General features: G+C 55.8%; 21 protein-coding genes. 7 read left to right on the forward strand and 14 right to left on the reverse strand.

The window, feature by feature from the left end; genetic code table 11:
• Nucleotides 1–13 precede the first annotated feature (13 nt).
• Nucleotides 14–1,009, forward strand: a complete 996-nt coding sequence (mltA, locus tag C1J05_RS20720) for a murein transglycosylase A (RefSeq protein ID WP_441351678.1) — start codon at nt 14–16, stop codon at nt 1,007–1,009.
• Nucleotides 1,006–1,587 (forward strand): Smr/MutS family protein, encoded by a 582-nt coding sequence (locus tag C1J05_RS20725; RefSeq protein WP_114871923.1) that lies wholly within the window; start codon nt 1,006–1,008, stop codon nt 1,585–1,587. The genes mltA and C1J05_RS20725 overlap by 4 nt, the downstream gene beginning before the upstream one ends.
• Here the strand turns inward: C1J05_RS20725 and C1J05_RS20730 are convergent.
• From C1J05_RS20730 to hslV, 4 genes are all read right to left on the reverse strand, one after another.
• Complete coding sequence (locus C1J05_RS20730; protein ID WP_114871924.1) at nt 1,584–2,801, reverse strand: MFS transporter; 1,218 nt, start codon at nt 2,799–2,801, stop codon at nt 1,584–1,586. The genes C1J05_RS20725 and C1J05_RS20730 overlap by 4 nt on opposite strands.
• Before the next feature lie 35 nt (nt 2,802–2,836).
• Nucleotides 2,837–3,811, reverse strand: a complete 975-nt coding sequence (locus C1J05_RS20735; protein ID WP_162798174.1) for an alpha/beta hydrolase — start codon at nt 3,809–3,811, stop codon at nt 2,837–2,839.
• Nucleotides 3,812–3,983: 172 nt separating this feature from the next.
• Nucleotides 3,984–5,291 (reverse strand): ATP-dependent protease ATPase subunit HslU, encoded by a 1,308-nt coding sequence (hslU, locus tag C1J05_RS20740; RefSeq protein WP_114871926.1) that lies wholly within the window; start codon nt 5,289–5,291, stop codon nt 3,984–3,986.
• A 45-nt stretch (nt 5,292–5,336) separates the two neighbouring features.
• Entirely contained in the window at nt 5,337–5,894 is a 558-nt protein-coding gene (gene hslV, locus C1J05_RS20745; RefSeq protein WP_114871927.1) for an ATP-dependent protease subunit HslV, read from the reverse strand.
• Nucleotides 5,895–5,991: 97 nt separating this feature from the next.
• On the opposite strand from hslV, the gene C1J05_RS20750 reads away from it, so the two are divergent.
• Nucleotides 5,992–6,909, forward strand: coding sequence for a hypothetical protein (locus tag C1J05_RS20750; RefSeq protein ID WP_114871928.1), 918 nt, complete (start codon nt 5,992–5,994; stop codon nt 6,907–6,909).
• A 50-nt stretch (nt 6,910–6,959) separates the two neighbouring features.
• Here C1J05_RS20750 and trxA read toward each other — a convergent pair whose 3' ends face one another.
• The 8 genes from trxA to regB all read right to left on the reverse strand — a co-directional run bounded on the left by trxA (nt 6,960) and on the right by regB (nt 18,903).
• Nucleotides 6,960–7,280, reverse strand: coding sequence for a thioredoxin (gene trxA, locus C1J05_RS20755; protein ID WP_114871929.1), 321 nt, complete (start codon nt 7,278–7,280; stop codon nt 6,960–6,962).
• Nucleotides 7,281–7,319: 39 nt separating this feature from the next.
• Nucleotides 7,320–10,703: a double-strand break repair helicase AddA gene (gene addA, locus C1J05_RS20760; protein ID WP_114871930.1), complete on the reverse strand. Its 3,384-nt coding sequence runs from the start codon at nt 10,701–10,703 to the stop codon at nt 7,320–7,322.
• Nucleotides 10,703–13,648, reverse strand: a complete 2,946-nt coding sequence (gene addB / locus C1J05_RS20765) for a double-strand break repair protein AddB (protein ID WP_114871931.1) — start codon at nt 13,646–13,648, stop codon at nt 10,703–10,705. Before addB ends, addA begins: the two co-directional genes overlap by 1 nt.
• On the reverse strand, nt 13,641–14,333 hold the full coding sequence (locus C1J05_RS20770; RefSeq protein ID WP_114871932.1) for a nucleotidyltransferase family protein: 693 nt from the start codon (nt 14,331–14,333) through the stop codon (nt 13,641–13,643). The genes addB and C1J05_RS20770 overlap by 8 nt, the downstream gene beginning before the upstream one ends.
• Nucleotides 14,309–15,331, reverse strand: coding sequence for an aminoglycoside phosphotransferase family protein (locus C1J05_RS20775; protein WP_114871933.1), 1,023 nt, complete (start codon nt 15,329–15,331; stop codon nt 14,309–14,311). Before C1J05_RS20775 ends, C1J05_RS20770 begins: the two co-directional genes overlap by 25 nt.
• A complete protein-coding gene (gene tsaE, locus C1J05_RS20780) occupies nt 15,328–15,801 on the reverse strand; it encodes a tRNA (adenosine(37)-N6)-threonylcarbamoyltransferase complex ATPase subunit type 1 TsaE (protein ID WP_114871934.1) in 474 nt (157 codons plus the stop codon). Before tsaE ends, C1J05_RS20775 begins: the two co-directional genes overlap by 4 nt.
• A gap of 40 nt (nt 15,802–15,841) precedes the next feature.
• Nucleotides 15,842–17,401 (reverse strand): PAS-domain containing protein, encoded by a 1,560-nt coding sequence (locus tag C1J05_RS20785; protein WP_114871935.1) that lies wholly within the window; start codon nt 17,399–17,401, stop codon nt 15,842–15,844.
• A gap of 110 nt (nt 17,402–17,511) precedes the next feature.
• Entirely contained in the window at nt 17,512–18,903 is a 1,392-nt protein-coding gene (regB, locus tag C1J05_RS20790; protein ID WP_114871936.1) for a sensor histidine kinase RegB, read from the reverse strand.
• Between the two features lie 88 nt (nt 18,904–18,991).
• Between regB and C1J05_RS20795 the strand changes: the two genes are divergently transcribed.
• Complete coding sequence (locus C1J05_RS20795) at nt 18,992–19,618, forward strand: SCO family protein (protein ID WP_114871937.1); 627 nt, start codon at nt 18,992–18,994, stop codon at nt 19,616–19,618.
• 73 nt (nt 19,619–19,691) lie between these two features.
• The gene (locus C1J05_RS20800; RefSeq protein WP_114871938.1) at nt 19,692–20,246 is read left to right on the forward strand and encodes an ActR/PrrA/RegA family redox response regulator transcription factor; all 555 of its coding nucleotides are present in this window, start codon (nt 19,692–19,694) and stop codon (nt 20,244–20,246) included.
• On the opposite strand, the gene C1J05_RS20805 is transcribed toward C1J05_RS20800, so the two are convergent.
• Together C1J05_RS20805 and C1J05_RS20810 are read right to left on the reverse strand one after the other, a co-directional pair.
• The gene (locus C1J05_RS20805) at nt 20,243–20,722 is read right to left on the reverse strand and encodes a GNAT family N-acetyltransferase (protein WP_114871939.1); all 480 of its coding nucleotides are present in this window, start codon (nt 20,720–20,722) and stop codon (nt 20,243–20,245) included. The genes C1J05_RS20800 and C1J05_RS20805 overlap by 4 nt on opposite strands.
• Complete coding sequence (locus tag C1J05_RS20810; protein WP_114871940.1) at nt 20,719–21,312, reverse strand: HD domain-containing protein; 594 nt, start codon at nt 21,310–21,312, stop codon at nt 20,719–20,721. The genes C1J05_RS20805 and C1J05_RS20810 overlap by 4 nt, the downstream gene beginning before the upstream one ends.
• 107 nt (nt 21,313–21,419) lie before the next feature.
• Here C1J05_RS20810 and ahcY point away from each other — a divergent pair, with 107 nt between their 5' ends.
• Complete coding sequence (ahcY, locus tag C1J05_RS20815; protein WP_114871941.1) at nt 21,420–22,808, forward strand: adenosylhomocysteinase; 1,389 nt, start codon at nt 21,420–21,422, stop codon at nt 22,806–22,808.
• A gap of 73 nt (nt 22,809–22,881) precedes the next feature.
• Nucleotides 22,882–23,685 carry a transporter gene (locus tag C1J05_RS21965; protein WP_114871942.1) on the forward strand — a complete coding sequence of 268 codons (804 nt, stop codon included), beginning with the start codon at nt 22,882–22,884 and terminating at the stop codon, nt 23,683–23,685.
• Nucleotides 23,686–23,760: the final 75 nt, after the last annotated feature.

A 23,760-nucleotide genomic window follows, 5' to 3' on the forward strand; every position in this document is an offset into this window, starting at 1 on the left:
AGCGGGGTGGATTATGTCCGCAACTGCCACTGGCGCCGAACCGTCCTATGATATCCTTACGTTTCAGGACCTGGATGGCTGGGAAAATGATGATCATTCCGCCGCTTTGGCCACGTTCCTGAATACATGCGCGGATCTGAAAGAGCCTGATTGGCGATCTCTTTGCGCCGTGGCGCAAAACCAGAAAGACGCAAAATCGTTCTTTGAATTGTTCTTTCGTCCGATCCAGATTTCTGATGGAAACGCGCCGTTGTTCACCGGCTATTTCGAACCGGAACTTAACGGGTCGCTGCGGTATTCATCGCGTTACAGATATCCGGTTTATTCAATGCCACCCGAGGCAAAGCTGTCCAATCCCTGGCTGACGCGTCGCGAAATTCTGGATGGCGACGCGATGCAGAACAGAAGGCTTGAAATCGCCTGGGTCGATGATCCTGTGGAACTGTTCTTTCTTCAAATTCAGGGATCCGGGCGGATCAAACTGCCGGGCGGTCAAACAATTCGTGTTGGATATGCCGGCGCGAACGGACACCCTTATCGGTCAATCGGGGTCGAACTGGTGCGGCGTGGAATCTACGATGCACATCAGGTCAGTGCCGAAGTGATCAAGAACTGGGTCCGGCGGAACCCAGAAGAAGGCGAAGAACTGCTGTTTCACAACCCGTCATATGTTTTCTTTCGCAAGGTCAGCCACGTACCTGCCGAGAAGGGGCCGCTGGGCGCGATGAACCGTTCCATCACGACGATGCGAACAATTGCTGTAGATCCGGCCTTTACCCCGCTGGGTGCCCCCGTCTGGATTGAAAAGGACGGAGAAAACCCGCTTAGGCGGTTGATGATCGCGCAGGATACCGGATCTGCGATCAAGGGCGCCCAGAGGGCAGATGTATTCTTTGGAACCGGTGATGCGGCCGGTGAAGCAGCCGGTAAACTCAAGGATCCGGGCCGCATGGTTGTTCTGATGCCCATTCAGCGCGCATATGCCATGTTGCCGGAAGGCGATCTATGAGCAGAAAAAAGCTAAGCGCCGAAGATCTGGAGCTTTGGCGCAAGGTAACGGAACAGACCCGCCGCACGCAGCCTAAAAAACCAACAGAACTGTTTACGCCACAGTCAAAGAAACAGGTTCGTGTTGATGCGCCACGATTTCCGGCGTTTGAAGTGGGCAGCAAGCCGCGCAAACAACCGGTTGCCCATGACATTCTTCCGTCTCTGTCGGACAGGTTGGCCAGCAAACCGGTACAGATGGACCGCAAGGCGTTTGGCCGTATGAAACGCGGCAAGCTTAGCCCCGAAGGCAAAATCGATCTTCACGGAATGACATTGGAACAAGCACATCCGGCGCTGAACCGGTTTATCATGTCGGCCCACAGTGCCGGAAAACGGCTGGTTCTGGTGGTTACGGGCAAGGGGAAATCCGGGCGCGATACCGGGCCGATCCCTTTGCGAAAGGGTGTCTTGAAACACCAGGTTCCGCAATGGCTGACAATGCCGCCCTTGGGTCAGATCGTGATGCAGGTCACGCCGGCACATATCAGCCATGGTGGTGACGGTGCTTATTACGTCTATCTGCGCCGTGCGCGCTAGGCGATCAACGCTGTCTTGTAGCGCGTAATCCCGACCGTCATCATAACTGTCGTAAGAACGAAATACGCAGCGATTGCAACCATTTGCGTGTCCCATCCCATGCCAAGATCAATCAGGACTCCGGTAATGCCCGGCCCTATGGCCGATCCGAATACCATGACAGCCGCAGCCATCGCCTTGATGGAACCAATGTTCTGCGTTCCGTAGAACTCGGCCCAAAACGCATTTGGCAGGGTCGAGTTGGCCCCTGTTGTCAGCGCCATGAAAAAGAACCCGATCAACGCACCTGAAATGCTGGTTGTCATGCCGAATGCGACAAAGGCCAGCACCATCGGCAGTTGGAAAAAGGGCATCAGGCGTGGTGTTCCAAACCTGTCCAGAGCCCAGCCGGATATCAACATGGACCCGATTCCAAACAAGGTATAAAGCGGAAACAGGGATACCAGCTGGACATGTTCCCAGCCTTTGATCTCGGCATAATGTACCTGATGGAAAAACAGTGCGGTGCCAAAAGCAGATGGCCCCAACAGGGCCGGAACCATGAACCAGAACAGCGGGTGCCGCAAAGTCTGGTTTCGCGTCCAATGCCGCCTGAACATGCCAAGGCTGGGGTTTTCATGCGCCATGGATTGGGGCGTGCGTTCGTTGCGCAACAGCAAGGACAGAACCGGAATACCTGCCAGCGCGATGATCGCTGCGATAATCCACAACACCCGCCAGTCAACAAAGGCCATGAGCGCGACAAACAGAACAGGCAACAGCGCCTCGCCCACGGAAAACCCCAGCGTTGCGATCGCCAGGGCCCGCCCGCGTGTCGCAACAAACCAGCGCGCCATCGCGACGACCGCTATGTGGCTTGTCATGCCCTGCCCGGTAAAGCGCAGCGCGAAAATGACAAATACCAGCGCCCAGGCTGCTTTGACCGAAGCCATCGCGATGCAGGCACCTGCCAGCGCCAACAGGATCAGCGCGCCCAAACCGCGCACGCGAAACCTGTCGGTCAGCGCGCCAGCCCATATCATCACAATGGCCGATGTGGTTGTGCCCAGCGAATAGATGCCGCCCCATTCGCCGTGGGACAGTCCGAATTCAGACCGGATTTCGCCGGCAAAAATGGAAATGAAAAACGTCTGTCCGAAACTGGACAGAAATGTCAGCAGCCCGCCCGCAGCCAGCCACGGCGCATTCAGGCGTAAAAACGGGCCCAGCTTCATGCAGCCAAAACCCGGTTCGGTACCGCGAGCATTGCTTAACGCCCGGGTTCAAGGGTGATTTCTGTAAAGCCACCTGTGGAATTAAGGCTGACCGGCAATAAATCTGACATCCCGGAATCACCAGACATGAACCCCCGGTCCAGTTTTCGGGCGCCTTCGATCAGTGCGATCAGGTCAGGAGAGCTTCCGACGACAAAGTGGCTGGTGCTGCTGTCATCCGAAAACGCGGTTACGTCGATCACGGACACGGGCAAGTCTGATATGTCAGACGTGTTGCTGATATTGCCCAGGCGCGCCGGCTCTCCGGTAATTCTGGCCGACAAACGCAATGCAGCATCCTGACTGGACACGAAGATGACAAACGGTTGCGGCACCGGTTCAAGATACGAAACCTGATCGCGGAATACATCAACATCAATGTCCGGCGAAATCAGCACAAGCCTGTCCAAAGACCGCGCCGACCATCCCCGATCTTGCAGATCAATCTGCCGCAAGGTTTCCATCGTCAGAAAACCACCCATAGAGTGGCCGACCAGATTGATGCGTCCTATGCCGCTTTTGCTGAGCGTGACGAGCAGGTTTTGCAATTCGGTCCGGGCCGCCAGAACCGAATCCTTGTCGTATTCATATCCAAACGCGCTGCCGCGACTGGGCCACGCGAAGGTCAGAAACTCACCCTCTATCTCCAGATCGTGCTTCAGCTGGGCAGCGCGGAAAACAGCCTCGGAAAACCCATTGTTATATCCGTGGACAAATACCGTTACCTCTCGCTCTAGCGGTGGCTGCGACCGTAGACCTTTTTTCAGGTCAGATATGAATGATGATTGCGAAGCGATGGGCCTGCGTTCGGCGATCACAAAATCCTTCTGTGGATCGGCGCGCTCGCCCCCTGTCGGAACCTGCCCGACGGCACGATCAGGGGGAACGGACACTGTCAGATCAAGATATTGAACGGAACGCGACCGCTCAATCGTGAACTGGCCGTTGGTGTCGATTGATCGGTTTGTCACCACAAACACCCGTTCATTTTCCCGATATTTATAGCTTCGGGCACGGGTTGTTCATCAATGACATTCGTACACGCGGCCAGTACCAGCAACGGGGCCAACCAGAATGATTTGCGCATCATAGGTACTTTCGAACATTTCATCGTCAAGCCGTACCCGATTGGCGCATTTATCGCTAGAGCACGTATCGGCTTAGGTCGGCTGACTTTGTCAAAGCGCCAAGGTTCGCATCTACGAAATCTGCGTCGACCGTTACGCGATCACCTGCCCTGTCGGGCGCGGCAAACGAAAGCTCTTCGAAAACACGCTCAAGGACCGTGTACAAACGACGCGCACCAATGTTTTCAATCGACTGGTTCACATCGGCTGCAATTTTGGCAAGCGCAGCAATACCTTCAGCGGTAAATTCGACCGTCACGTCTTCGGTGCCCATCAGAGCAGTGTATTGCAGGGTCAGTGCGTTGTCGGTTTCTGTCAGGATGCGCACAAAATCGGCCTCTGTCAGGGCGCGCAACTCGACTCGGATTGGCAATCGGCCCTGAAGCTCTGGCAGCAGGTCGGATGGTTTGGCGATGTGAAACGCGCCCGAGGCTATGAACAGAATATGATCGGTCTTGATCGGGCCGTGTTTGGTGCTGACAACGGTGCCTTCGATCAACGGAAGCAAATCGCGCTGCACGCCTTCGCGGCTTACATCACCACCCCGCGCATCGGAGCGGGCACAGACCTTGTCGATTTCATCCAGAAAGACGATGCCGTTCTGCTCTACCGCGTTTAGCGCGGCGCGCGTTACCGCTTCGTCATCCAGAAGCTTGTCGGCCTCTTCACCGATCAGAACATCATAGCTTTCCGAAACTTTCATACGGCGTTTTACGGTGCGCCCGCCCATCGCCTTTCCGAACAGATCGCCAAGGTTCAACATTCCCATATTGGCGCCGGGCTGTCCGGGGATATCAAACATCGGCATCGGGTTTGATGTATCCGCAATCTCCAGTTCGATTTCAGTGTCGTCCAGTTCCCCCGATTTAAGCTTTTTGCGGAACATTTCGCGGGTGGCTTCCCGCGCGTCTTCTCCGGCAATTGCTTCGATCACACGGGCCTCGGCGGCGGCATGCGCGTTGGCTTTGACGTCTTCGCGCATCTGATCGCGCGTCATCGCGATGGCGCTGTCGACCAGATCGCGAATGATCTGTTCAACGTCCCGGCCAACATAGCCGACTTCGGTAAATTTCGTCGCTTCAACTTTGATGAAAGGTGCGCGGGCAAGTTTCGCCAACCGCCGGCTGATTTCGGTTTTGCCAACGCCGGTCGGGCCGATCATCAGGATGTTCTTTGGATACACCTCATCGCGCAGATCATCAGGCAATTGCTTGCGCCGCCAGCGGTTTCGCAAAGCCACCGCAACTGCGCGTTTCGCATCGGACTGGCCAATGATAAACCGGTCAAGCTCTGATACGATTTCTCGTGGGGTAAGATCGGTCATGTTTTGTCCTTCCCGAAGCGGTACTTTGGTGCGCTGGGCCGCGCGTTATCTGGAAATGGTTTCGACAGTCAGATTACCGTTTGTGTAAACGCAAATATCGGCTGCGATGGCCATTGCATTTCGGGCGACCTGTTCGGCGGTGCGGTTGCTATCCATCATGCCGCGCGCGGCGGCCAAGGCATAATTGCCGCCAGACCCAATCGCAGCCACATCATGTTCCGGTTCCAGAACGTCACCGGCGCCGGTAATGACCAGCATTTCCGATCCATCCGAAACGATCAGCATCGCCTCAAGCTTTTGCAGATACTTATCGGTGCGCCAGTCCTTGGCCAGTTCCACGCTGGCGCGCGCCAGTTGCCCGGGCGTCGCCTCAAGCTTGCTTTCAAGACGCTCAAGCAGGGTAAATGCATCGGCTGTCGAACCGGCGAAACCGGCAACTACATCAAACCCGCCCGGAGAAAGGCGGCGCACCTTGCGGGCACTGCCCTTTATCACGGTTTGACCCAACGAGACCTGACCGTCACCGGCAATCACAACCTTGCCGTCTTTTTTGACACCGATGATCGTGGTGCCGTGCCACCCCGGAAAATCCTGCTTTGACATGCCTGCCTCCTGTCGCTTTGGTCTTATATGAAGTGGTGACGCCACAGGTACAAGACCCGGGCTTGTCCAGCCCCCCTGCCCCAGTTAGCGTTTGTTCATGGCTGAACCTAAAATTCTCAGGATTTATCTGGACGATGATTTGCGGCAAAGCGCAAAGCACGGAGAACACAATTTTCTGGGCAAGGTTTCCACTGTTTTACATGATTCAGGATACCGGGTTGAGTATCTGCCAAACACCGCGTCAAATCATGTGAAGGCGACGCGCCGTGATGGATACTGCATGTTTCACATGGATGGCCCGGTTGGTGATCGTTCGCTCGTCTTTCGTCGCGTCTATGCTTATCCGTTCTGGGCGATAGAACACAGTCCGGCGCGATGGGACTGGCATGTGGCGAAATCGGCGTTCGAACCAAACGAAATAGCCGGCGAAGCCGCAGAAAAATTTCACGCCTTCTGGAAAAACAGATTGTTCAACCCGCCCGTCGAACCGGCCGGGATGGACGAATTCGTCTATGTACCCTTGCAGGGCAAATTGCTGGATCACCGATCATTTCAGGCCTGTTCCCCACTTGAAATGATACGTTCTGTTCTGGAATACGATCCGCACCGCCCTGTTGTCGCGACCCTGCATCCGCGCGAACATTATGCACCGGCTGAACTGGATGCCTTGCAAGCCTTGCAAAAAGAAACCGACAGGCTGATCGTAAGGACCGGAGAGATGGCGCGCTATCTGCCGGCCTGTGACTACGTTGTCACGCAAAATTCAAGCGCTGCCTTTTTCGGGCATTTCTTTGAAAAACCCAGCGTTCTGTTCGCGAAAATTGATTTTCACCACATTGCCCAGAACGTGAACAAGGTGGGCGTGAAAAACGCGATTTGTGCCGCGCCGCAATCACGACCGGAATTCAAGAAATACATTTACTGGTTTTGGCAGATTATGTCGATCAATGCCGGGCGGCCCGAGGCCGAGGCCAACATTCGTTCAGCGTTCACCCGCGCCGGTTGGCCAATGTAAAAAGGCGCCCGACAAGGCGCCCTTTCAACTCAAGCTATTTTTAGCGATGTTCAGATCGCGCCTTCGATCCAGCTTTGCAATGCAGCCTTGGGCCGCGCGCCCGCCATGTTCGAAACAACTTCGCCATTCTTGAAGATAAACAAAGCCGGAATACCGCGAACGCCCATCGCCGCAGCAGAGTTGGGGTTGCTGTCAACGTCAACTTTGACAATTTTGACCTTGCCGCCCATTTCTGCGGATAATTCTTCCAGTGCGGGGCCGATCTGTTTGCACGGGCCGCACCATTCAGCCCAGAAATCGACCACTACGGGAATTTCTGAGTTTTTCACTTCAGCATCGAATGTGTCATCTGTCACAGCAACGGTGGCCATCTTCGGATCTCCTGGCAGGAATGCGTTTGAGGCCTGAACCTATGTAGCGGCAGAAGCATCGTCAAGATATGGTGTGCGTTTCAGGGCATCTGTCACAAGATCGTGCGGTAATCGCATAAGAGTTGGTGTGGCGGTCCACAAAATTGCGGTTTCAATTTCACGACCCGGAAAGACCTGCGATAGCGCATGCGCATAGGCCCCCAACTGACGCAAAATGCCTTCGGGAACCTCGCTGGCTGTGCCCGGCGCTGTGGCGTTGGTTTTGAAATCAATAGCCGTTACGCGATCATCGGCGACAATCAGGCGGTCGATTGTTCCGTGCAATCGATGCCGCCCCAGTTCGGCGGTAACCGGTACTTCGCGCAGCGCTGATCGCGTGAACACGCCTGACAGGTTCTCTTCACTCAAAACATTCAACGCTTCGCCGATCAGGCCGGGCGCGTCTTCCGGCGTGGCCGCATCCGGACCGTTCTGTAACAACTGCGCGGCAAGCGCGGCGCGCTGGGCGGGCGCGATATCTTCCAGGTGTTCCAGCAACAGATGGATTTGCCGCCCCTTTTTCAAGGCGCTTTCCTCGTCAGCGCCAGCGTCGCCGGGCAATGCCTTGGCGCCGCCCAGATCAGACGGGCTGATCGTTTTATGTGCTGGCGGCAAGGTCGGCACCGGAGTTTCAAAGAAAGCTTCAAGCACCGGATCGGGTGTATCGGTTTCGTCTTCGGTTTCAATCCGCAAGCCGGCCCAATCACCGTGCGACAACCGAAGCCCTTGCCCGCCTTCAAAATCATGAGACACCGCACCGGCCTGTTTCATCGCATTCTGGATCATTTCGTACCAGCTGCTGTCATCCTTTGTCAGCTCGCCAGCCGCCGCTACGATAAGCCATTTTTCCGCCCGCGTCATGGCAACATACAACAGGCGAAGCCGTTCATTCAGTTCGGCGTTCTTCAAATCGTCAAGCGCCGATGTCAGGACTTCGGGGGCTGTGTCGGCGGCCGTTTTCCAGATTGCATGTTGGCCAACCGGGATGATCTCCTTTCGGAGGGGTGGTGCATATCTGGCCGTTTCGGGCAGGATGACAATGGGCGCTTCCAGACCTTTTGCACCATGCACCGTCATCACCCGGATCTGGTTGCTTGCCCCATCCATCTGGCGCTTGATGTCCAGATCATCCGTTTGCATCCACACCAGAAAACCGGTCAGGCTGGGCACGGAATTGCGCTCGTAAGACAGGGCTTGCGACAAAAGCGCATCAATCCCGTCTTCGGCCTCGTGCCCCAGACGCGCCAACAGGTTTTTCCGGCCTTTGTGCCGTGTCAGAATACGTTCGATCAGATCATAGGGGCGCAAGAAGTCCGTTTGATCGCGCAGGTCTTGCAGGATTGCCAGCGTTTCAGGATAGGTTTCGGGTTTTTCACGCAGCGCCTGCCACAGAAAGTGGGTTGTGCGACGATGTGAAAGGCTGAAAAGATTCTGTTCGCTCCAGCCGAACAGCGGAGAACGCAGTGCGGTTGCCAGGGCAAGATCGTCTTCCGGCGTGGCCAGAAATGACAGCAAGGCCCCAAGATCCTTGACGGCGGTTTCTGCCCCGACCCGCAACCTGTCCGCACCTGCGATAGGAAGGTTTTGCCCTTTACAGGCTCTGATAATTTCGTGAAACAGAGCGGAACGGCGTTGCACCAGAATTAGAAAATCACCGGGCCGGACAAGCCGACCGGCACCTGTAAACGCACCTTTGGTTTCGTCGGGTATCACGGTTTGATCATCGATCATCCCACGAATGGTGCGTGCAATCTGTTCCGCCAGAACAACGGTGTGGTGTTTCTCGCTTTTCTGATCCAGCGGATCATACCAAGCCCGCTCTTCGCTCTCATCGCTTTTTTCGACCACAGGCCAAAGATCAACCCGACCTGGCAAGTCCGTCTTGAACGCCTTGTGCAGGGCGTCTTTGGAAAAACCGGCAGCGCCCTGCGCGTCAAAGGTTTTATCAACAAGCCACAATATCGCTTCGGAAGACCGGAAAGAGTGCTCTAACGTCAGATCCTGTAATGCCAGCCCGACCCCGTTCAGGCGCGCCTTGAATTCGTTTTGCATCCGGTCAAATTCGTTCGGGTCTGCGCCCTGAAACGAATAAATGGATTGCTTCTTGTCCCCGACCACAAAAATGGTGCGGGTCGCATCTGTTCGTGCGCCCTGCCCACTGGTGAATTCCTGCGCCAGTTTTTCAATCACATCCCACTGCGCCGGGCTTGTATCCTGCGCCTCGTCCACAAGGATATGATCAATCCCGCCATCCAGACGATAAAGCACCCATTGTGCGACGTCTGAATCACGCAGCAACTGGCGCGCTTTCATGATCAGATCGTCGAAATCCAGCCAGCCGCGCTGTTGCTTGCGCATGTCGTAGGTTGGCAGAAACTGGCGGGCAAATGTGTAAAGCGCTTGCGTTCTGCGTGCGGCCATCAGGCCCAACCGCATCTGCCGCCCGCGCTCAACGCGCTGCATTAAAGCATCAAGTTCCGGCATGACATGGGCCAGATCCTTTTGTCGAGGTTTTGTCGGAACAGTGCCTAACTTGGCCGAAAATGGTGATTTTTTCAGCAAAAAAGCCGATTCCAGAACGGGCAAAGCCGACCAATCCAGACGCGTTACCGATTGCAGCAACCGCCCGGTCTTTTGATCATTTGTCGAACTGTTCAGAAGGGGCCCGATCAGCGCGTCCAGCAATAATTGTTCCGACCCAAGCATGACGGACGCAAGCACGGTGTCTTCGGTAGTATCGGCGGGCAGACCGAACAGGCCCAGCAAGTCTTTGAATTTGACACCGGCTTGGAAAAGATCGCGGTTGCGCACGATTTCATCGGTCAGTTTTGTAAAATCCTCACCGGTGAAATGCTGGGCGACCTTGCTGACGCAGCCGTCTACATCAGCCTCTGCCAGCTCATCGACAATCTCGGCGCGCAACAAAGCCGCTGCCCGGTCTTCGATCTCTGCAAATTGCGGGCTTACCCCTGCTTCCAGCGGAAACCTTCGCAGCAAAGATGAACAAAAAGAATGGATCGTCTGAATTTTCAGCCCGCCGGGGGCTTCGATTGCGCGGGCAAACAGGGTACGCGCGCTTCGCAGACGTTCCGTATCAAGCGTGCCTTCCAACCCAAGATCTAGCAGCGCTGCACGCAGGGGCGCATCTTGCAGCATCGCCCATTCGCCCAGACGACCAAATAGCCGGTTTTGCATCTCGCTTGCTGCGGCCTTCGTATAGGTCAGGCACAGGATGTGCTGAGGCTGCACATTGTTTAGCAAAAGACGCGCCACACGATCCGTCAGAACCCGTGTTTTTCCTGAACCGGCATTGGCTGCAAGCCAGGTCGATTCAACGGGGTTTGCTGCCTGTACCTGTCGTTCGGTTGCTTCGTTCCGGCGCATCACGTCAAATCCTCGGGTGTTGGATCGTCGCTGTTGTCCCATTCACCAAACCGCGACAATTGATCGTAATCGCCTTTATCAGTGTCTTTTTGCAGCATGCGCCGCGCCGTAAACCCTTGGGCAGGATCCAGATAGGCAGCGATCAGTTCTTTGAGCTCTTCCCAGATTTTTGCCGCCGGTTCGTCCTGAAGCGGCGCTTCAACTTCGGTCGGTTTGGAACCCAGACCGATGAAAACGGCACGCGCAACAGTTGCCGGCCCGACGCTTTCGAAACCACCGGCTTCGATCATCGCGGCTTCCAGCAGCAACTGTTTATCGAATTTCCGCTGTTCGGCCGCGCTGGGCGGTTGGCCGGTTTTGTAATCATAAAGATAGACAGTGCCGGTTTCGTCCTGATCAATCCGGTCTGCAAACCCCTTTATTTCAAAACCCAGTTCCGGCAGCACAACGATACCGCGGGCGTCCTTTTCAAAAACCAAAGGCGTCGCGTGCCGGCGCCGTTCTTCTTCACGCTCCAGAAACCAGTCGGCGACGCGTTCCAGCCGCGCACGCCAAACCAGTTTCGTTGCGGGCCACGGCGCTTTTTCATCCAGCACCTGATCTGCAATCTGCATCAACATGTCTTTGGTCAAGCTGGATGGGTCTTGCACCGTCTGGCGTACGAATTGTTCCAGAATCGTGTGTATCAATGTCCCCCGCAACGGCGCATCGGGGGACTGAACCAGTGGATCAAGCGGACGCAGTTTTAAAATATGTTTGGCATAAATCGCATAAGGATCCCGGATCAGACGCTTAATGTCAGTCACGGCCAACTTGCGCGGTCTTGCTGCAACGGGGGGTCTTGGCGATGGGCGCGGGGCGGGGGCAACGGGTGAAACACGCTCCAACTCTCGTGTTCTGGCAAGCCATTCATCGCCGCGTGCGGTCATGTCCGCCAGGCATTTCAGACCGCCCTGTTCCGGCAAACCCCGCATCAGATTGGTCAGGCGGTTGATCCATCTGGAGGCAACGGTTTCAGCGTCTTCCGACCGCACTGAACGTGTCAGCCAGATTTCCTTTGCCGAAACGGCTTGTTGATAATCATGTGCGGACAGGCCGATACGCCGTTCCGGCAGTAGCAATCCGGCGCGATCGCGCAATGTCCGGTTCAACCAGGGATCGGGGGTCGGGGCGGCAGGCCAGATGCCTTCGTTCAAACCGCCCAGGATCAGCAGTTCGGCGCCTTGCACCCGCGCCTCAAGCGTACCCCAGATCATGATGCCGGGCGTGTTGTCATCCCTGTCGCGCACCTCGCCCTGAGACAGCAGGTTGCCGATCAGATTGTTGTAATCAAAGGCCGACATATCCCCGGCAGATGCGGCCTCGCGCTCGACCGATTGCATGACCTGAAGCGCCGACTGCCCCGCATTCTTAAGCCACAGTTCGCCGGAATCTTCCGGCGCGGACCCTGCCGAAAGCCGTTGGGAAAGATCGATGTGTATCTGTGACCAGACGGACAAGGGGCGTGCGTCACCGGTGGCATTGCCCGGCACCGTGTTGCCCAGCCAGTTGGCCCAGTCCGGCGCGGCGGGATGGTCGTGCTGGCTCGCCCAGGCCCTGAAATCGGATTCCTTGGGGTAGGGCGGGGCAGTCCTGCGCAAATAAAGCTCAAGATCCCGCGTGAACAACAAGTGCTGATTGCGGCTTCCGCCACTGTGACACAAGGGATGCTTGAGCAGTGTAAACAGGAGTTCCGCAGACATTTTCTGTGAAAAAAGCTGTGCGACATGGCGCAAGAACCGGCCCGGCGGCGAAAGGTGCAAGGGCTGGCCCGCACTGTCATCAGGTGCGATGTTCCATTGATCAAGCGCCGCCGTAACACGTCGTGTCAGCATTCTGTCAGGCGTAATCAGCGCGGCGGTCTGGCCATCCTCGGCGGCTTGACGCAAGCGCAACGCAACGGCCAGCGCCTCATCTCTGGGATGACGGGCCTGAACCAGGGTCACGCCTTGTGTCGCGCCAGCGATATCCGGCAGGGCAGGGCCTTCGGCCAGCCAGGCATCGGTGAACGGGGCAGGGCGCAAAGACAGGGAAACCAACCGGTTGCGGGCTGCGACATCCGGCCCGATATCAGCACCCCAGTTTGATATGTCGGCAGGTCGCAATCCCAATGCCAGCATCAGCTTGCGGTACCGGTATTGCGGGTGATCCTCGGACAGCAGCGGATCGTCCAGCTTGGTCCACACGTCTTCCGGAAGATCAAAGTCGAATCCCGGCAAGATCAGCGCGCCTTGGGAGAGCTTTGCAACGGCCTGCATCAACATCATCGTCGTTCCCCGCGATCCGGTGGAACCGGCGACGATAACAGGGTCTTTGGGCGGGTTTGACGCCCAATGCGCGGCCAGCGCGGAAACGACAAGGCGCTGGCGGGTTTCCACATCGGGTTCGGATGTGGCTCCGTCAAAATACTTTTTGATAATGGAAATGAATGTCTTAGTGCGCTCCCAGTGTCCTGACTGATCAGAAACATCCAGTGCCGATATGGCATCGGGGGAAACGCCTTCGCCGTGCATTTCGTCCATTAGTGCGGCCAGACTATCGGAAAGGTCGAACAAGGCAGCGCGGGATGCAAGATCAGGTTCTTTTTCCAGCAAAGTGCCAATCAGTTGCGACAACTCCAGCCGCCGGCGCAAAGCGGGAACAGCCGGCGGAATGCCCGCACCAACAGCGCCTTGCCCAAGGTCTGTGATGACCTGAATGCGCGGCAATAACATCGGTGGTCCGGCATCAAACAGATCGCGGATACGGCGGGCCATCCGCTGTGTGTTCACGATCACTGTGACGCGCGTCAGCTTTTCGGGTGGTTGGTCTTTGTGGCGTGCAATCAGGCCATCAACCAACGCCTTGGGAAAATCTGCACCCAATGGCAGGCCAAAAACCCTTGGGCGGTCTGTCGGATCAAACATTGCGGGCCGTCAGGGCGGCTTCGGCCAGTGGGATGCTTTCGGGTTGGCCCACATCACACCACTTTCCGCGGTATTCCAGACCAAACAGGCGCTGATGCTTCAGCATTTCCTCCCACACAATGTTCAAAGAGAATGCGGCCTGCGGGACATCGTGCAGCATGTCCGTCTTGATGATTTGCGCACCAGAATAAATCAGGCCCTTGCCGCGCGAAAGACGCCCCGATCCGGCCAGAAAAAAATCCCCTGCACCGGAATGTCCAACTGCGTTTTCGGGGGAAACACACATCAGCAGCGCGTCCATGCTGTCCGGTTCCCACGCTTGTGACAAAGCTTGCAGCGGATTTGAACCAACCCAGATTGCATCCGTGTTCATCGTGAACACCGGTCCGCCCCCAAGATACGGCAGCGCCGCCCGCAAACCGCCGCCGGTTTCAAGAATGTCGGGGCTTTCGCGGGACAAAATAACGCCGTGTTGTGAAAGATGCGCGGCCAGCACGTCGGGCTTGTAATGCAGGTTCGCAACAACTTTTTCGAACCCCATGGGGCTTACCTGATCCAGCGCATGATCAACAAGTGGCCTGCCTGCGACGGGCACCATGGGCTTTGGCTGCTCGGCGGTCAGGTTGCCCATACGGGTTCCAAACCCTGCCGCGAACAACATTATGCTGGTTGGTGTGTCGCGCATTGCGTCCTTAGTTTTGCAAGGATTTCAGGGGTTGGGACGGGCAGGGGGACCGTAACAAGCGGACCAAGATGCTGTAATACAGGATGACGCAGATTGCGCTCGATAAACTCCCACACGCGCGGGATCATTTCGATATATCCCGGTTTTCCGGACTTGAGGCACAGCCTTGAAAAAACGCCGAGGATTCGCAGGTTCCGTTGCAAGCCCAGCAGAGCGTAACTGATGCGGAAACTTTCGGGTTCGACCCGGGCGCGTTCGATGTAATGCGACAACATTGCCTGTTCCAGCGCGGGCGGAACATCGCGGCGCGCATCCTGCAAAAGAGACACCAGATCATAAGCAGGATGCCCCAACATCGCATCCTGAAAGTCCAGCAGGCCGACCCGAGCAACGCCGTGTCTGTCGGGAAGCCAAAGCAGGTTTTCCGCGTGGTAATCACGCTGGATCAGAACCGTCGGTGCGGCAACGTGTTCGCTCAGTGCAGCATGAAACGCGGATCGGAAATCAGATTTTGCCTGTTCATCCGTCTGACCCAGTGCCCCCAACTGGTACCAGTCAAACGCAAGGGCCGCCATTTCCGTCATGAGGATCGAATCATAAGCAACCAAAGCTGGCGGTTTCGCAGCATGAAGGGTGATTAGCGTGTCTGTTGCAGCCTGATAAAGCGTGCCTTCCAGCTCGGGTTTTGCCATCGCAACTCTGGCAAACAGATCATCCCCCAAATCCTCAAGAAGCAGAAATCCGTTTTCCCTGTCTTCCGCCAGAATGCGCGGCGCACTTAACCCGATGTCGCGCAGATAACGCGCGATGCGAATGAACGGCGCGATATCTTCGCCTTTTTCCGGGGGTGCGTCCATCAAGACTGCTGGCGTGCCGTTCTTTGCCTTAAGGCGTTCGTAGCGGCGGCTTGATGCATCCCCCGCAAGTGCAGCGCGGTCACATCCGGCCCAGGCCGTGCCGGAAATGAAAACAGCTGCCTTTTCTTCACGCGGTGTCATTTGGTTATGGCCTTTGACAGGTTTGCCCATCGATCATTCTGCCAGCTGAAGGTCAAGGTTCTGGCTGTTTCGGTGTCGCCCAGCTCAAACCGGATCAAAAGCGCATCTTCCGGCGCAAGTTCGCCCAGACGATCCGGCCATTCAATCAGGCAGATTGCAGTTTGAAACGCGTCTGACAATCCCAACTCCTCAACGTCATCCGGGGATGACAGACGATACAGATCGGCATGCCATATCTGTCCGGGTTTGGTGTCATAGACCTGAACCAAAGTAAAACTTGGCGAAGGTACATCTTCTGTCAGGCGTTGCTGTGACTGGATAAGATGCCGCGCGAAACAGGTTTTACCAGTTCCAATGTCCCCCTCAAGAAGAACAACATCCCCCGTTTCAAGCTGTTTGCCCAATCTGACCGCCAGTTCGGCAGTTTCAGCTTCGGTCGCCAGATCAAAAATCAGGGAGTGTTCATTCATGCCGCCAAACTATCGCCTGTGACAGCGCTCGCAAGTGGGATCATGCGGTCTCGGCTGTTATCGTTCGCTGTGCTTTCCGGATGAGGGGCGTTTCCGAATTCTTCTGGAACCTGACAAGCGTTGCCCCATTTGAAATCGGATGGACGCCGCACACCAATTCATGGCCGCAGTTCATACGCACAAGCCCGTCCCATTCGGCGCGTTCGGTACAATCCAGAACGTAGTCGCGCAACTCTCCAAACAGGGGGGTTGCTTGGCACTGCGTCTGAAAATGCCGTATGGCGTCCAGAATTGTCATGTCGACAAAGCTGCTGTCCGGGTCCGTCCGCCAAAGATCGCGATATGCGGTATTGGACAGGGTCAGAATGCCGGTCGAGGAAAAAACGACAAGCGCGTCGTCCAAAGCATCAAGCAGGGATTGCCCCTGTTCCAGTTCCGACCGGAACCGGCGGGTCAGCGAAACCTCGGCGCTGATATCTTCGATCAGGAATGCGATCGCACCATCCGGATGGGGCCGCCCGCTGACCTTGTAAGTCGGACCAGAGGGCAGGGTCCAGGTTTCGACGTAGTCGCCGTTTCGTGCGCTCGCCACCAGATCGGCAATCTGTTCGCGCCAGGATTTATAGTCCTTGGGCTCGGGCATCATTCTGTTGTCGCGCAAGCGGTCAAAGAAAGACAAAAGATTCGGGCGCGCGCTCAAAAACTCGGCTGAAAGTGCCGTCAAGTCGATCAGGGCCGGATTAAACAGCGCCAATTGTCGGTTCCGGTCAAATATAGCCAGCCCACTGGATAGCTCTGCAAAGGTTTTGGTCAGCGTCTGGACAAAATTCCGCCGCGCGACTTCGGCATTCACAACCATGTCCACGTTAACAGCGTAACAAAAGCTGCGATCTTCAGCCCGCGACACGAAAACATCAAACCAGGCCGTTTGTTTTCCGCTGTCAACACTAACCGAGGTCCGGATCTTGCCTGTCTTGACCCTGTCAATTTCGCCCAGATCAAACACCGGTTCGTTTTCTGAAATCCCCAGTTTGTTGCGCAGCACATCATAGGCCGGATTGTGCCATCTTGGCATGCTGTCATCACCGATTTGCCAAACAGGATAGGGTGCGCTTTCCATCGCCTCGCGCGCCATGGATTGTTCGGTGATTTGAACGGCCTCAACATGCTGACGTATCGCATTCCCGCTTGCGTCAGATGGTTCGATCACTTCAAGCCGGATGATTCCGTTATTCCATTCAACCGACAGCCTGGCCGGATCACCATGATCTCCGTCCGCATAGTCACAACGGCCAGAACCGGAAAACGTTTCGATGCTTCGTGGCAATTCCGGGAAACGGGGGCGCAGCACCTTGCCTATCCGGGTCCAGCCGTCATCGTCGATGATATCTTCGATCAGGGCTTCTGCGTCAGGGGATACATCGCGCAGATTTGTTCCATCCAGCAAAAACACCAAACCGTCCGGTGAAACGGAACGGATGTTTTCGACAGGTGCCGCCGGTTCGGAAGCGGTGCGGGCGATCCACAATAGGGCCAGCGCTGCAACGCCCGAACACACCAAGACAAGCAAAACCAAGTCACCCCAATACAGTCCTGTCACGGATCAGCCTTCCCTCGACACGGTCGCCAATCCCAACCTGTCCAAAAATGGTTAATGCCGGGTTAATGTCGAAAAAATGCAAGGGAAATTCAGGGTCAAAATAGACCGGATCAGATTTCGATAGGTTGATTGCGACCCGTCGTGAGAGAGATGTTTTCAACGGATTTCGCGTCGATCCGGCCCCGTGGCCAGGTGACTTTCACAATCGCGCCGCGTTTCTGCTTAGATGATTTTGACGGCCGGTCAGGGTTGGATCCGTTGGCAAAGCTCAACTCGGCACCCGACCTTTCCAACAATGTCTTGGCGATAAACAGGCCAAGCCCCATACCTTCGTATTCCGGTCGAGAGCGCCCGTCGGCACGGCGGTTTTTCACAAACGGGTCGCCGATCCGGCCGATAAGATGTGAAGGAAAACCGCGCCCGTCATCAACGATCCGCACTGATATCGTTTCATCATTCCAGCGGGTTTCGATCCATATGTTCGCACTGGCAAAATCGACTGCGTTCTGAATCAGATTGCGCAGCCCGTGAATGACTTCCGGACGGCGCAGGATCGATGGCTGGAGCGCATCGTTTATATGATCGCCTTCCTGAAAGTGGATCGTCTTTCCGCGGCTCATATGAGGCTCGGCGGCTTCTTGCAGAACAGTTACCAGAGGCGCTTGTCGCAACAGCAGATCGTCTTTTCCCACCCGCCCCATATCGCGCAGGATATCCCTGCACCGGTCTGCCTGCTGTCGTATCAGTTCCGCATCTTCGCGTAGTTCATCACGGTCGTGCAGTTCTTCAATCAGTTCGGCGCTGGCAAGTTTGATTGTCGCCAAAGGCGTGCCCAGTTCGTGGGCAGCTGCTGCAACAACCCCGCCCAGATCTGTCAACTTCTGTTCGCGGGACAGGGCCATTTGCGTGGCCGCCAACGCATCCGACATCGAATGCATTTCGGACGTGACGCTGCGCGCGTAGACAGACAGGAACACAATCGCGATCACCAGCGCGACCCAGTTGCCGAAAACAAACACATCCGGAATGCGCAGGATAAACCCCTGTTCCGTGCGCAACGGCAAATGAAATTCCGTAAGCAGCGTAGCGATCACAATTGCCGTACCTGCAAGAACGATGGTTGAACGTGGCGCAAGAACCGCAGCCGAGATCGTGACCGGACCCAGTAACAAAAGGGCGAACGGGTTATGCAACCCGCCGGAAAGATACAAAAGAAAGCTGAGCTGAAGCAGGTCAAACAGCACCATCAGGAAATTTTCGGTTTCCGAAAGCCGTTTATTTTCCGGAAAGACAAAGATGGCGATCAGGTTTCCGATCACCGAGACACCGACGGCCATGTAACATAGACCAAGCTCAAGCTGTAGGCCATACATGCGCTGGGCAACTGTAATGGCCGTTAACTGCCCGACAATGGCTGCCCAGCGCAAAAGGATCATCGTGCGCAACCTGATCCAGTTGCTGCGATCGTCCCCGAATAAGATGCCAGTGTTTGAATCGGTCATTTGTGCCCTAAGTCTATTGCATCAGCCGGATGGATTGATAGGTGTCTTGCGTCACCAAGGTAATGAATGTCGGATTGAAGGAAACCATATGCTTCGCGCTTTTGCAGTTGCAGCCGTTTTAGCGACTGTCGCCCTTTTGGGCGCGGTCTGGTTCGTAAGCCGCTCTGGTTCAGAAGCGGATCAGTTTGCGCAGTGCCGCACGTCCCAGATTGCGGGCGGAACGGGTTCAATCGGTGGCCCTTTCGAACTGGTGAATTTCGCAGGCGAAACGGTGACGGACAAAGATGTGATCACGCAGCCTTCGCTGATCTACTTTGGATACACGTTTTGCCCGGATGTCTGCCCCCTTGATACGGCACGCAACGCGGAAGCGATCGATATCCTTGAAGAACGCGGTACGATGGTCACGCCCGTTTTCATTTCGATCGATCCAAAACGCGACACGCCCGAAGTTGTTGGGGATTTTGCGTATAACCTGCACGAACGGATGATCGGATTGACCGGATCCCCCGAACAGGTGAAAGCGGCAAGTCAGGCTTACAAAACCTATTACAAGGCGCATGACGCCGAAGACGAATACTACCTCGTCGATCATTCCACATTCAGCTATCTCGTTCTTCCGGAAGCTGGGTTCGTCGAATTTTTCCGGCGCGAGATTTCGCCACAGGAAATCGCTGACAAGATACAATGTTTCGTTGATGCTGCGCAAAATTGACGCAGTGTTTGACGTTTGCACTGCGCCAGTTAATACTCTGAAAACCAATAAGGTCTGACGGGGAGAGGACTGTATGAGCGCACCAACGTCGCAGAATATCGGGGCAGACAAGTCATTGCTGCTGGTGGATGATGACGAGCCCTTTCTTCGACGTCTGGCAAAAGCGATGGAAAAGCGCGGTTTTGAAATCGAAACGGCCGGATCTGTCGCTGCGGGCAAAGCTATCGCAACAGCGCGTCCGCCAGCCTATGCAGTGGTTGATTTGCGACTAGAGGACGGTAACGGCCTTGATGTCGTCGAGGTGCTGCGTGAAAAACGCCCCGACAGCCGTATAGTGGTTCTGACCGGATATGGCGCAATTGCGACCGCCGTTGCCGCAGTAAAGATTGGCGCGACAGATTATTTGTCCAAACCTGCGGATGCCACCGACATTACCAATGCACTTCTGGCCAACGGCGATGAAATGCCGCCGCCGCCGGAAAACCCGATGAGTGCGGACCGCGTAAGGTGGGAGCATATCCAGCGCGTTTACGAGCTATGTGACCGGAATGTCAGCGAAACGGCGCGACGTCTGAACATGCACCGACGGACATTGCAGCGTATATTGGCGAAACGATCACCACGCTAAAGATCGAACCGCTTGCTGATCTTTCCGGTGATCCGCCCGTCTGACAATTCGGCAGCCGGGTCGATGTGCCAGTCTTTGAATCCCATGGCGCTGTAATAGGTCAGCCCGCTTTGGTTGTCGGCGCGGATCGTGGCGTTGATCCACTTGTATCCCAGATTTCTGCATGCATCGCGGGTCGCCGCAAAAAACGCCCGTCCGGTGCCCTGACCTGTGATGCCGGGTTTGACGAAACTGGCGATATCGGCCGCATCGGGCGGCAGTTGTGAGTGAGGTTCGGCGAATTGAAAGCCGATCACCGCGCCGTCCTGCTCTGCCAGCACCCAGGATGACGCTTCGGGATCATGATCCATCCATTGCCTTATGATTGGCCCAGACACGGGTGTCAGATGTGCAGTTGTTCCGCCAAGCGCGATAATTTCATTCAGAATGGCCGCAAGATCAGCCGCATCGGAATACTCAGCCGTGCGGATCATCATGCCATTGCGCCCAGCAAGACCTGATAGCGGGCAGTGAACGCATTGCGTGTTTCAACGGGCGGCCGCAATGTAATGTCCAACCCTTCGGTCAGGTTCAATTCGGGTTTGCCGAACAGTTTGTTGGCTTCGTCAGTGGTGAAGCCAGCGATCTGCGTCGCTTCCATCCAGGCGCTGATTCTGTCTGCTTTCTTGATCTGTTTCTTGATGTTGGATGGAATCGTCGCCGGCAGCCCGAACCTGATATGTATGGCGGCGGTCAATCGATCATCCAGGACGCCATAGCCCGGCCCCACTGCGGATTTTACCGGCGAAATCATATCCCCGATCACGTATTCCGGTGCATCATGCAAAAGGGCGGCCAGGCGCCATTTTGCCGGGGCGTTGGGAGCGATACGACCAAACAGCGTTTCCACCAGCAGTGAATGTTCAGCAACAGAATAGGCAAACTGCCCCTGTGTTTGCCCGTTCCATCGCGCAACAAAGGCCAGACCATGCGCGATATCTTCGATTTCGATATCAAACGGGGTCGGGTCCAGCAGGTCCAGTCTGCGGCCGGATAACATGCGTTGCCATGCGCGTGGTTGTTTCATGAATACCTCTGGGTTTTGACGCGACACTACGCAAGGCGCGCTGCCATTGTCGAGACAGTAAGACAGTGCTATCTGACCCGCTAAATCATCTGCAAGGAGACCGGCCAATGCCGAAGGATTACATCGTAAAAGATATCGCTCTGGCTGCCTTTGGCCGCAAGGAACTGGATATTGCGGAAACCGAAATGCCGGGGCTGATGGCATTGCGCGACGAATACGGCGAGACAAAGCCGCTGAAAGGCGCGCGGATTGTCGGATCCCTGCACATGACCATCCAAACGGCGGTTCTGATTGAGACCCTTGTCGCGCTGGGTGCCGATGTGCGCTGGGCGTCATGCAATATCTTTTCAACGCAGGATCATGCGGCGGCAGCAATCGCGGCAGGTGGCACACCAGTTTTTGCGATCAAGGGCCAGGCGCTGGAAGAGCATTGGGACTATCTGGACAAGTCGTTCATGTTTCCCGAAGGGCCAAACCTGATTTTGGATGATGGCGGCGATGCCACGCTTTATATTCTTCTGGGGGCGCGCGCAGAGGCGGGCGAAGAAATTATTCCGGTGCCCACATCCGAAGAAGAAGAAGCCATCAAGGCGCAGATCAAAAAACGGATGGCGGCCAGCCCGGGCTGGTTCACCAAAATGCGCGACCAGATCGTTGGCGTATCGGAAGAGACAACAACCGGCGTGCACCGTCTTTACGAACTGGTACGCGAAGGCCGGCTGCCTTTTCCTGCCATCAACGTGAACGATTCAGTCACCAAATCGAAATTCGACAACAAATATGGCTGCAAAGAATCGCTGGTTGACGGAATCCGGCGCGCAACAGACACGATGATGGCCGGTAAAGTTGCCGTCGTGATGGGCTATGGCGATGTTGGCAAGGGATCAGCAGCGTCTTTGCGCGGCGCCGGTGCGCGCGTTAAAGTGACCGAAGTCGATCCGATCTGTGCGTTGCAGGCGGCCATGGACGGGTTCGAAGTTGTTCTGCTTGAAGACGTTGTCGGGTCGGCAGATATTTTCATCACGACCACTGGCAACAAGGACGTCATCCGCATCGAACATATGCGGGCGATGAAAGACATGGCGATCGTTGGCAATATCGGCCATTTCGACAATGAAATTCAGGTTGCGGCGCTGAAAAACCACAAATGGACCAATATCAAGGAACAGGTGGACATGATTGAGATGCCGAATGGCAATCGCCTGATCCTGCTGTCCGAAGGTCGTTTGCTGAACCTTGGCAACGCAACAGGCCACCCGTCTTTCGTGATGTCGGCGTCTTTCACTAATCAGGTACTGGCCCAGATCGAACTTTGGACCAAAGGCGATCAGTATAAAAACGATGTCTACATCCTGCCCAAGCATCTGGACGAAAAAGTTGCGCGCCTGCATCTGGACCGTATTGGCGTGAAACTGACGCAACTGGACGCTGATCAGGCGGCCTATATCGGCGTGAAACCGGAAGGCCCCTTCAAGCCGGAACATTACCGGTACTGAGTATCTCGGGATGTGACAAACATCTGATAAGGTCTATTGTTAGGATAAGGCAGGTCAATTCGGAGGTTTGAAAATGGGACGTCTGTTCAGGTTTTTTGCTCTGGCGGCCGGTGTTACGTGCGCCGGATGGACCACCGCATCGGCCCAGGGTACCGCATCAGAGGAATTGGCGAAAAGCCTTTCAAACCCGGTTGCGTCGCTGATCAGCGTTCCGTTCCAGTATAACTATGACGAAGGGTTTGGCCCGAACGGCAACGGGTCGCGCACAACGGTCAATGTTCAACCCGTCGTGCCGATCAGTATCGGCAAGAACTGGAACCTGATTTCACGAACGATCGTTCCGTTTATCACCCAGGATGACGTGATCCCCGGAACATCGCAGTCAGGTATCGGCGATATCGTTCAAAGCTTTTTCTTCTCTCCGAAGGAACCGACAGCAAACGGGTTGATCTGGGGCGCCGGCCCGGCTTTCTTGCTGCCAACAGCCACGTCTTCGGCATTGGGCGCAGATCAGTTTGCGGCTGGCCCGACGGGCGTTGTGCTACGTCAAAGCGGCCCCTGGACCTACGGCGCATTGGGCAATCACCTGTGGGATGTCGGCGGCGGATCGACGGAAATCAACGCCACATTCATTCAGCCTTTCCTTTCCTATACAACGCCTGATGCCTGGTCATTCACGCTAAACTCGGAATCCACATATGATTGGGAAGCGGATCAATGGTCTGTCCCGCTGAATTTTGTGGTGGCAAAAGTGGTCACGATCGCAGGCCAACCGGTGAGTGTAGGTGGCGGTGTGCGCTATTGGGCGGAATCGCCAACCGGTGCTGCGGATGATTGGGCCGCAAGGCTGGTCGTGACTTTCCTGTTTCCGAAATAGTCAGGCATGGCTTGGCCGACGGATAATTTCCCCTTTGTCATGGCCCGTTTGGTTGTTACCTTTCCATCACTTGGC

The sequence above is a fragment of the Sulfitobacter sp. JL08 genome (genome assembly GCF_003352045.1).
GTDB lineage: Bacteria > Pseudomonadota > Alphaproteobacteria > Rhodobacterales > Rhodobacteraceae > JL08.

Coding starts and splice junctions, on each gene's coding strand:
- C1J05_RS20770 (WP_114871932.1), bottom strand. CDS start 14,333: ATGCGCGACACACCAACCAGCATAATGTTGTTCGCGGCAGGGTTTGGA.
- C1J05_RS20725 (WP_114871923.1), top strand. CDS start 1,006: ATGAGCAGAAAAAAGCTAAGCGCCGAAGATCTGGAGCTTTGGCGCAAG.
- C1J05_RS20750 (WP_114871928.1), top strand. CDS start 5,992: ATGGCTGAACCTAAAATTCTCAGGATTTATCTGGACGATGATTTGCGG.
- addA (WP_114871930.1), bottom strand. CDS start 10,703: ATGCGCCGGAACGAAGCAACCGAACGACAGGTACAGGCAGCAAACCCC.
- hslV (WP_114871927.1), bottom strand. CDS start 5,894: ATGTCAAAGCAGGATTTTCCGGGGTGGCACGGCACCACGATCATCGGT.
- C1J05_RS20810 (WP_114871940.1), bottom strand. CDS start 21,312: ATGAAACAACCACGCGCATGGCAACGCATGTTATCCGGCCGCAGACTG.
- C1J05_RS20800 (WP_114871938.1), top strand. CDS start 19,692: ATGAGCGCACCAACGTCGCAGAATATCGGGGCAGACAAGTCATTGCTG.
- ahcY (WP_114871941.1), top strand. CDS start 21,420: ATGCCGAAGGATTACATCGTAAAAGATATCGCTCTGGCTGCCTTTGGC.
- hslU (WP_114871926.1), bottom strand. CDS start 5,291: ATGACCGATCTTACCCCACGAGAAATCGTATCAGAGCTTGACCGGTTT.
- C1J05_RS20795 (WP_114871937.1), top strand. CDS start 18,992: ATGCTTCGCGCTTTTGCAGTTGCAGCCGTTTTAGCGACTGTCGCCCTT.
- mltA (WP_441351678.1), top strand. CDS start 14: ATGTCCGCAACTGCCACTGGCGCCGAACCGTCCTATGATATCCTTACG.
- addB (WP_114871931.1), bottom strand. CDS start 13,648: ATGTTTGATCCGACAGACCGCCCAAGGGTTTTTGGCCTGCCATTGGGT.
- C1J05_RS20805 (WP_114871939.1), bottom strand. CDS start 20,722: ATGATGATCCGCACGGCTGAGTATTCCGATGCGGCTGATCTTGCGGCC.
- tsaE (WP_114871934.1), bottom strand. CDS start 15,801: ATGAATGAACACTCCCTGATTTTTGATCTGGCGACCGAAGCTGAAACT.
- regB (WP_114871936.1), bottom strand. CDS start 18,903: ATGACCGATTCAAACACTGGCATCTTATTCGGGGACGATCGCAGCAAC.
- C1J05_RS20730 (WP_114871924.1), bottom strand. CDS start 2,801: ATGAAGCTGGGCCCGTTTTTACGCCTGAATGCGCCGTGGCTGGCTGCG.
- C1J05_RS21965 (WP_114871942.1), top strand. CDS start 22,882: ATGGGACGTCTGTTCAGGTTTTTTGCTCTGGCGGCCGGTGTTACGTGC.
- C1J05_RS20775 (WP_114871933.1), bottom strand. CDS start 15,331: ATGACACCGCGTGAAGAAAAGGCAGCTGTTTTCATTTCCGGCACGGCC.
- trxA (WP_114871929.1), bottom strand. CDS start 7,280: ATGGCCACCGTTGCTGTGACAGATGACACATTCGATGCTGAAGTGAAA.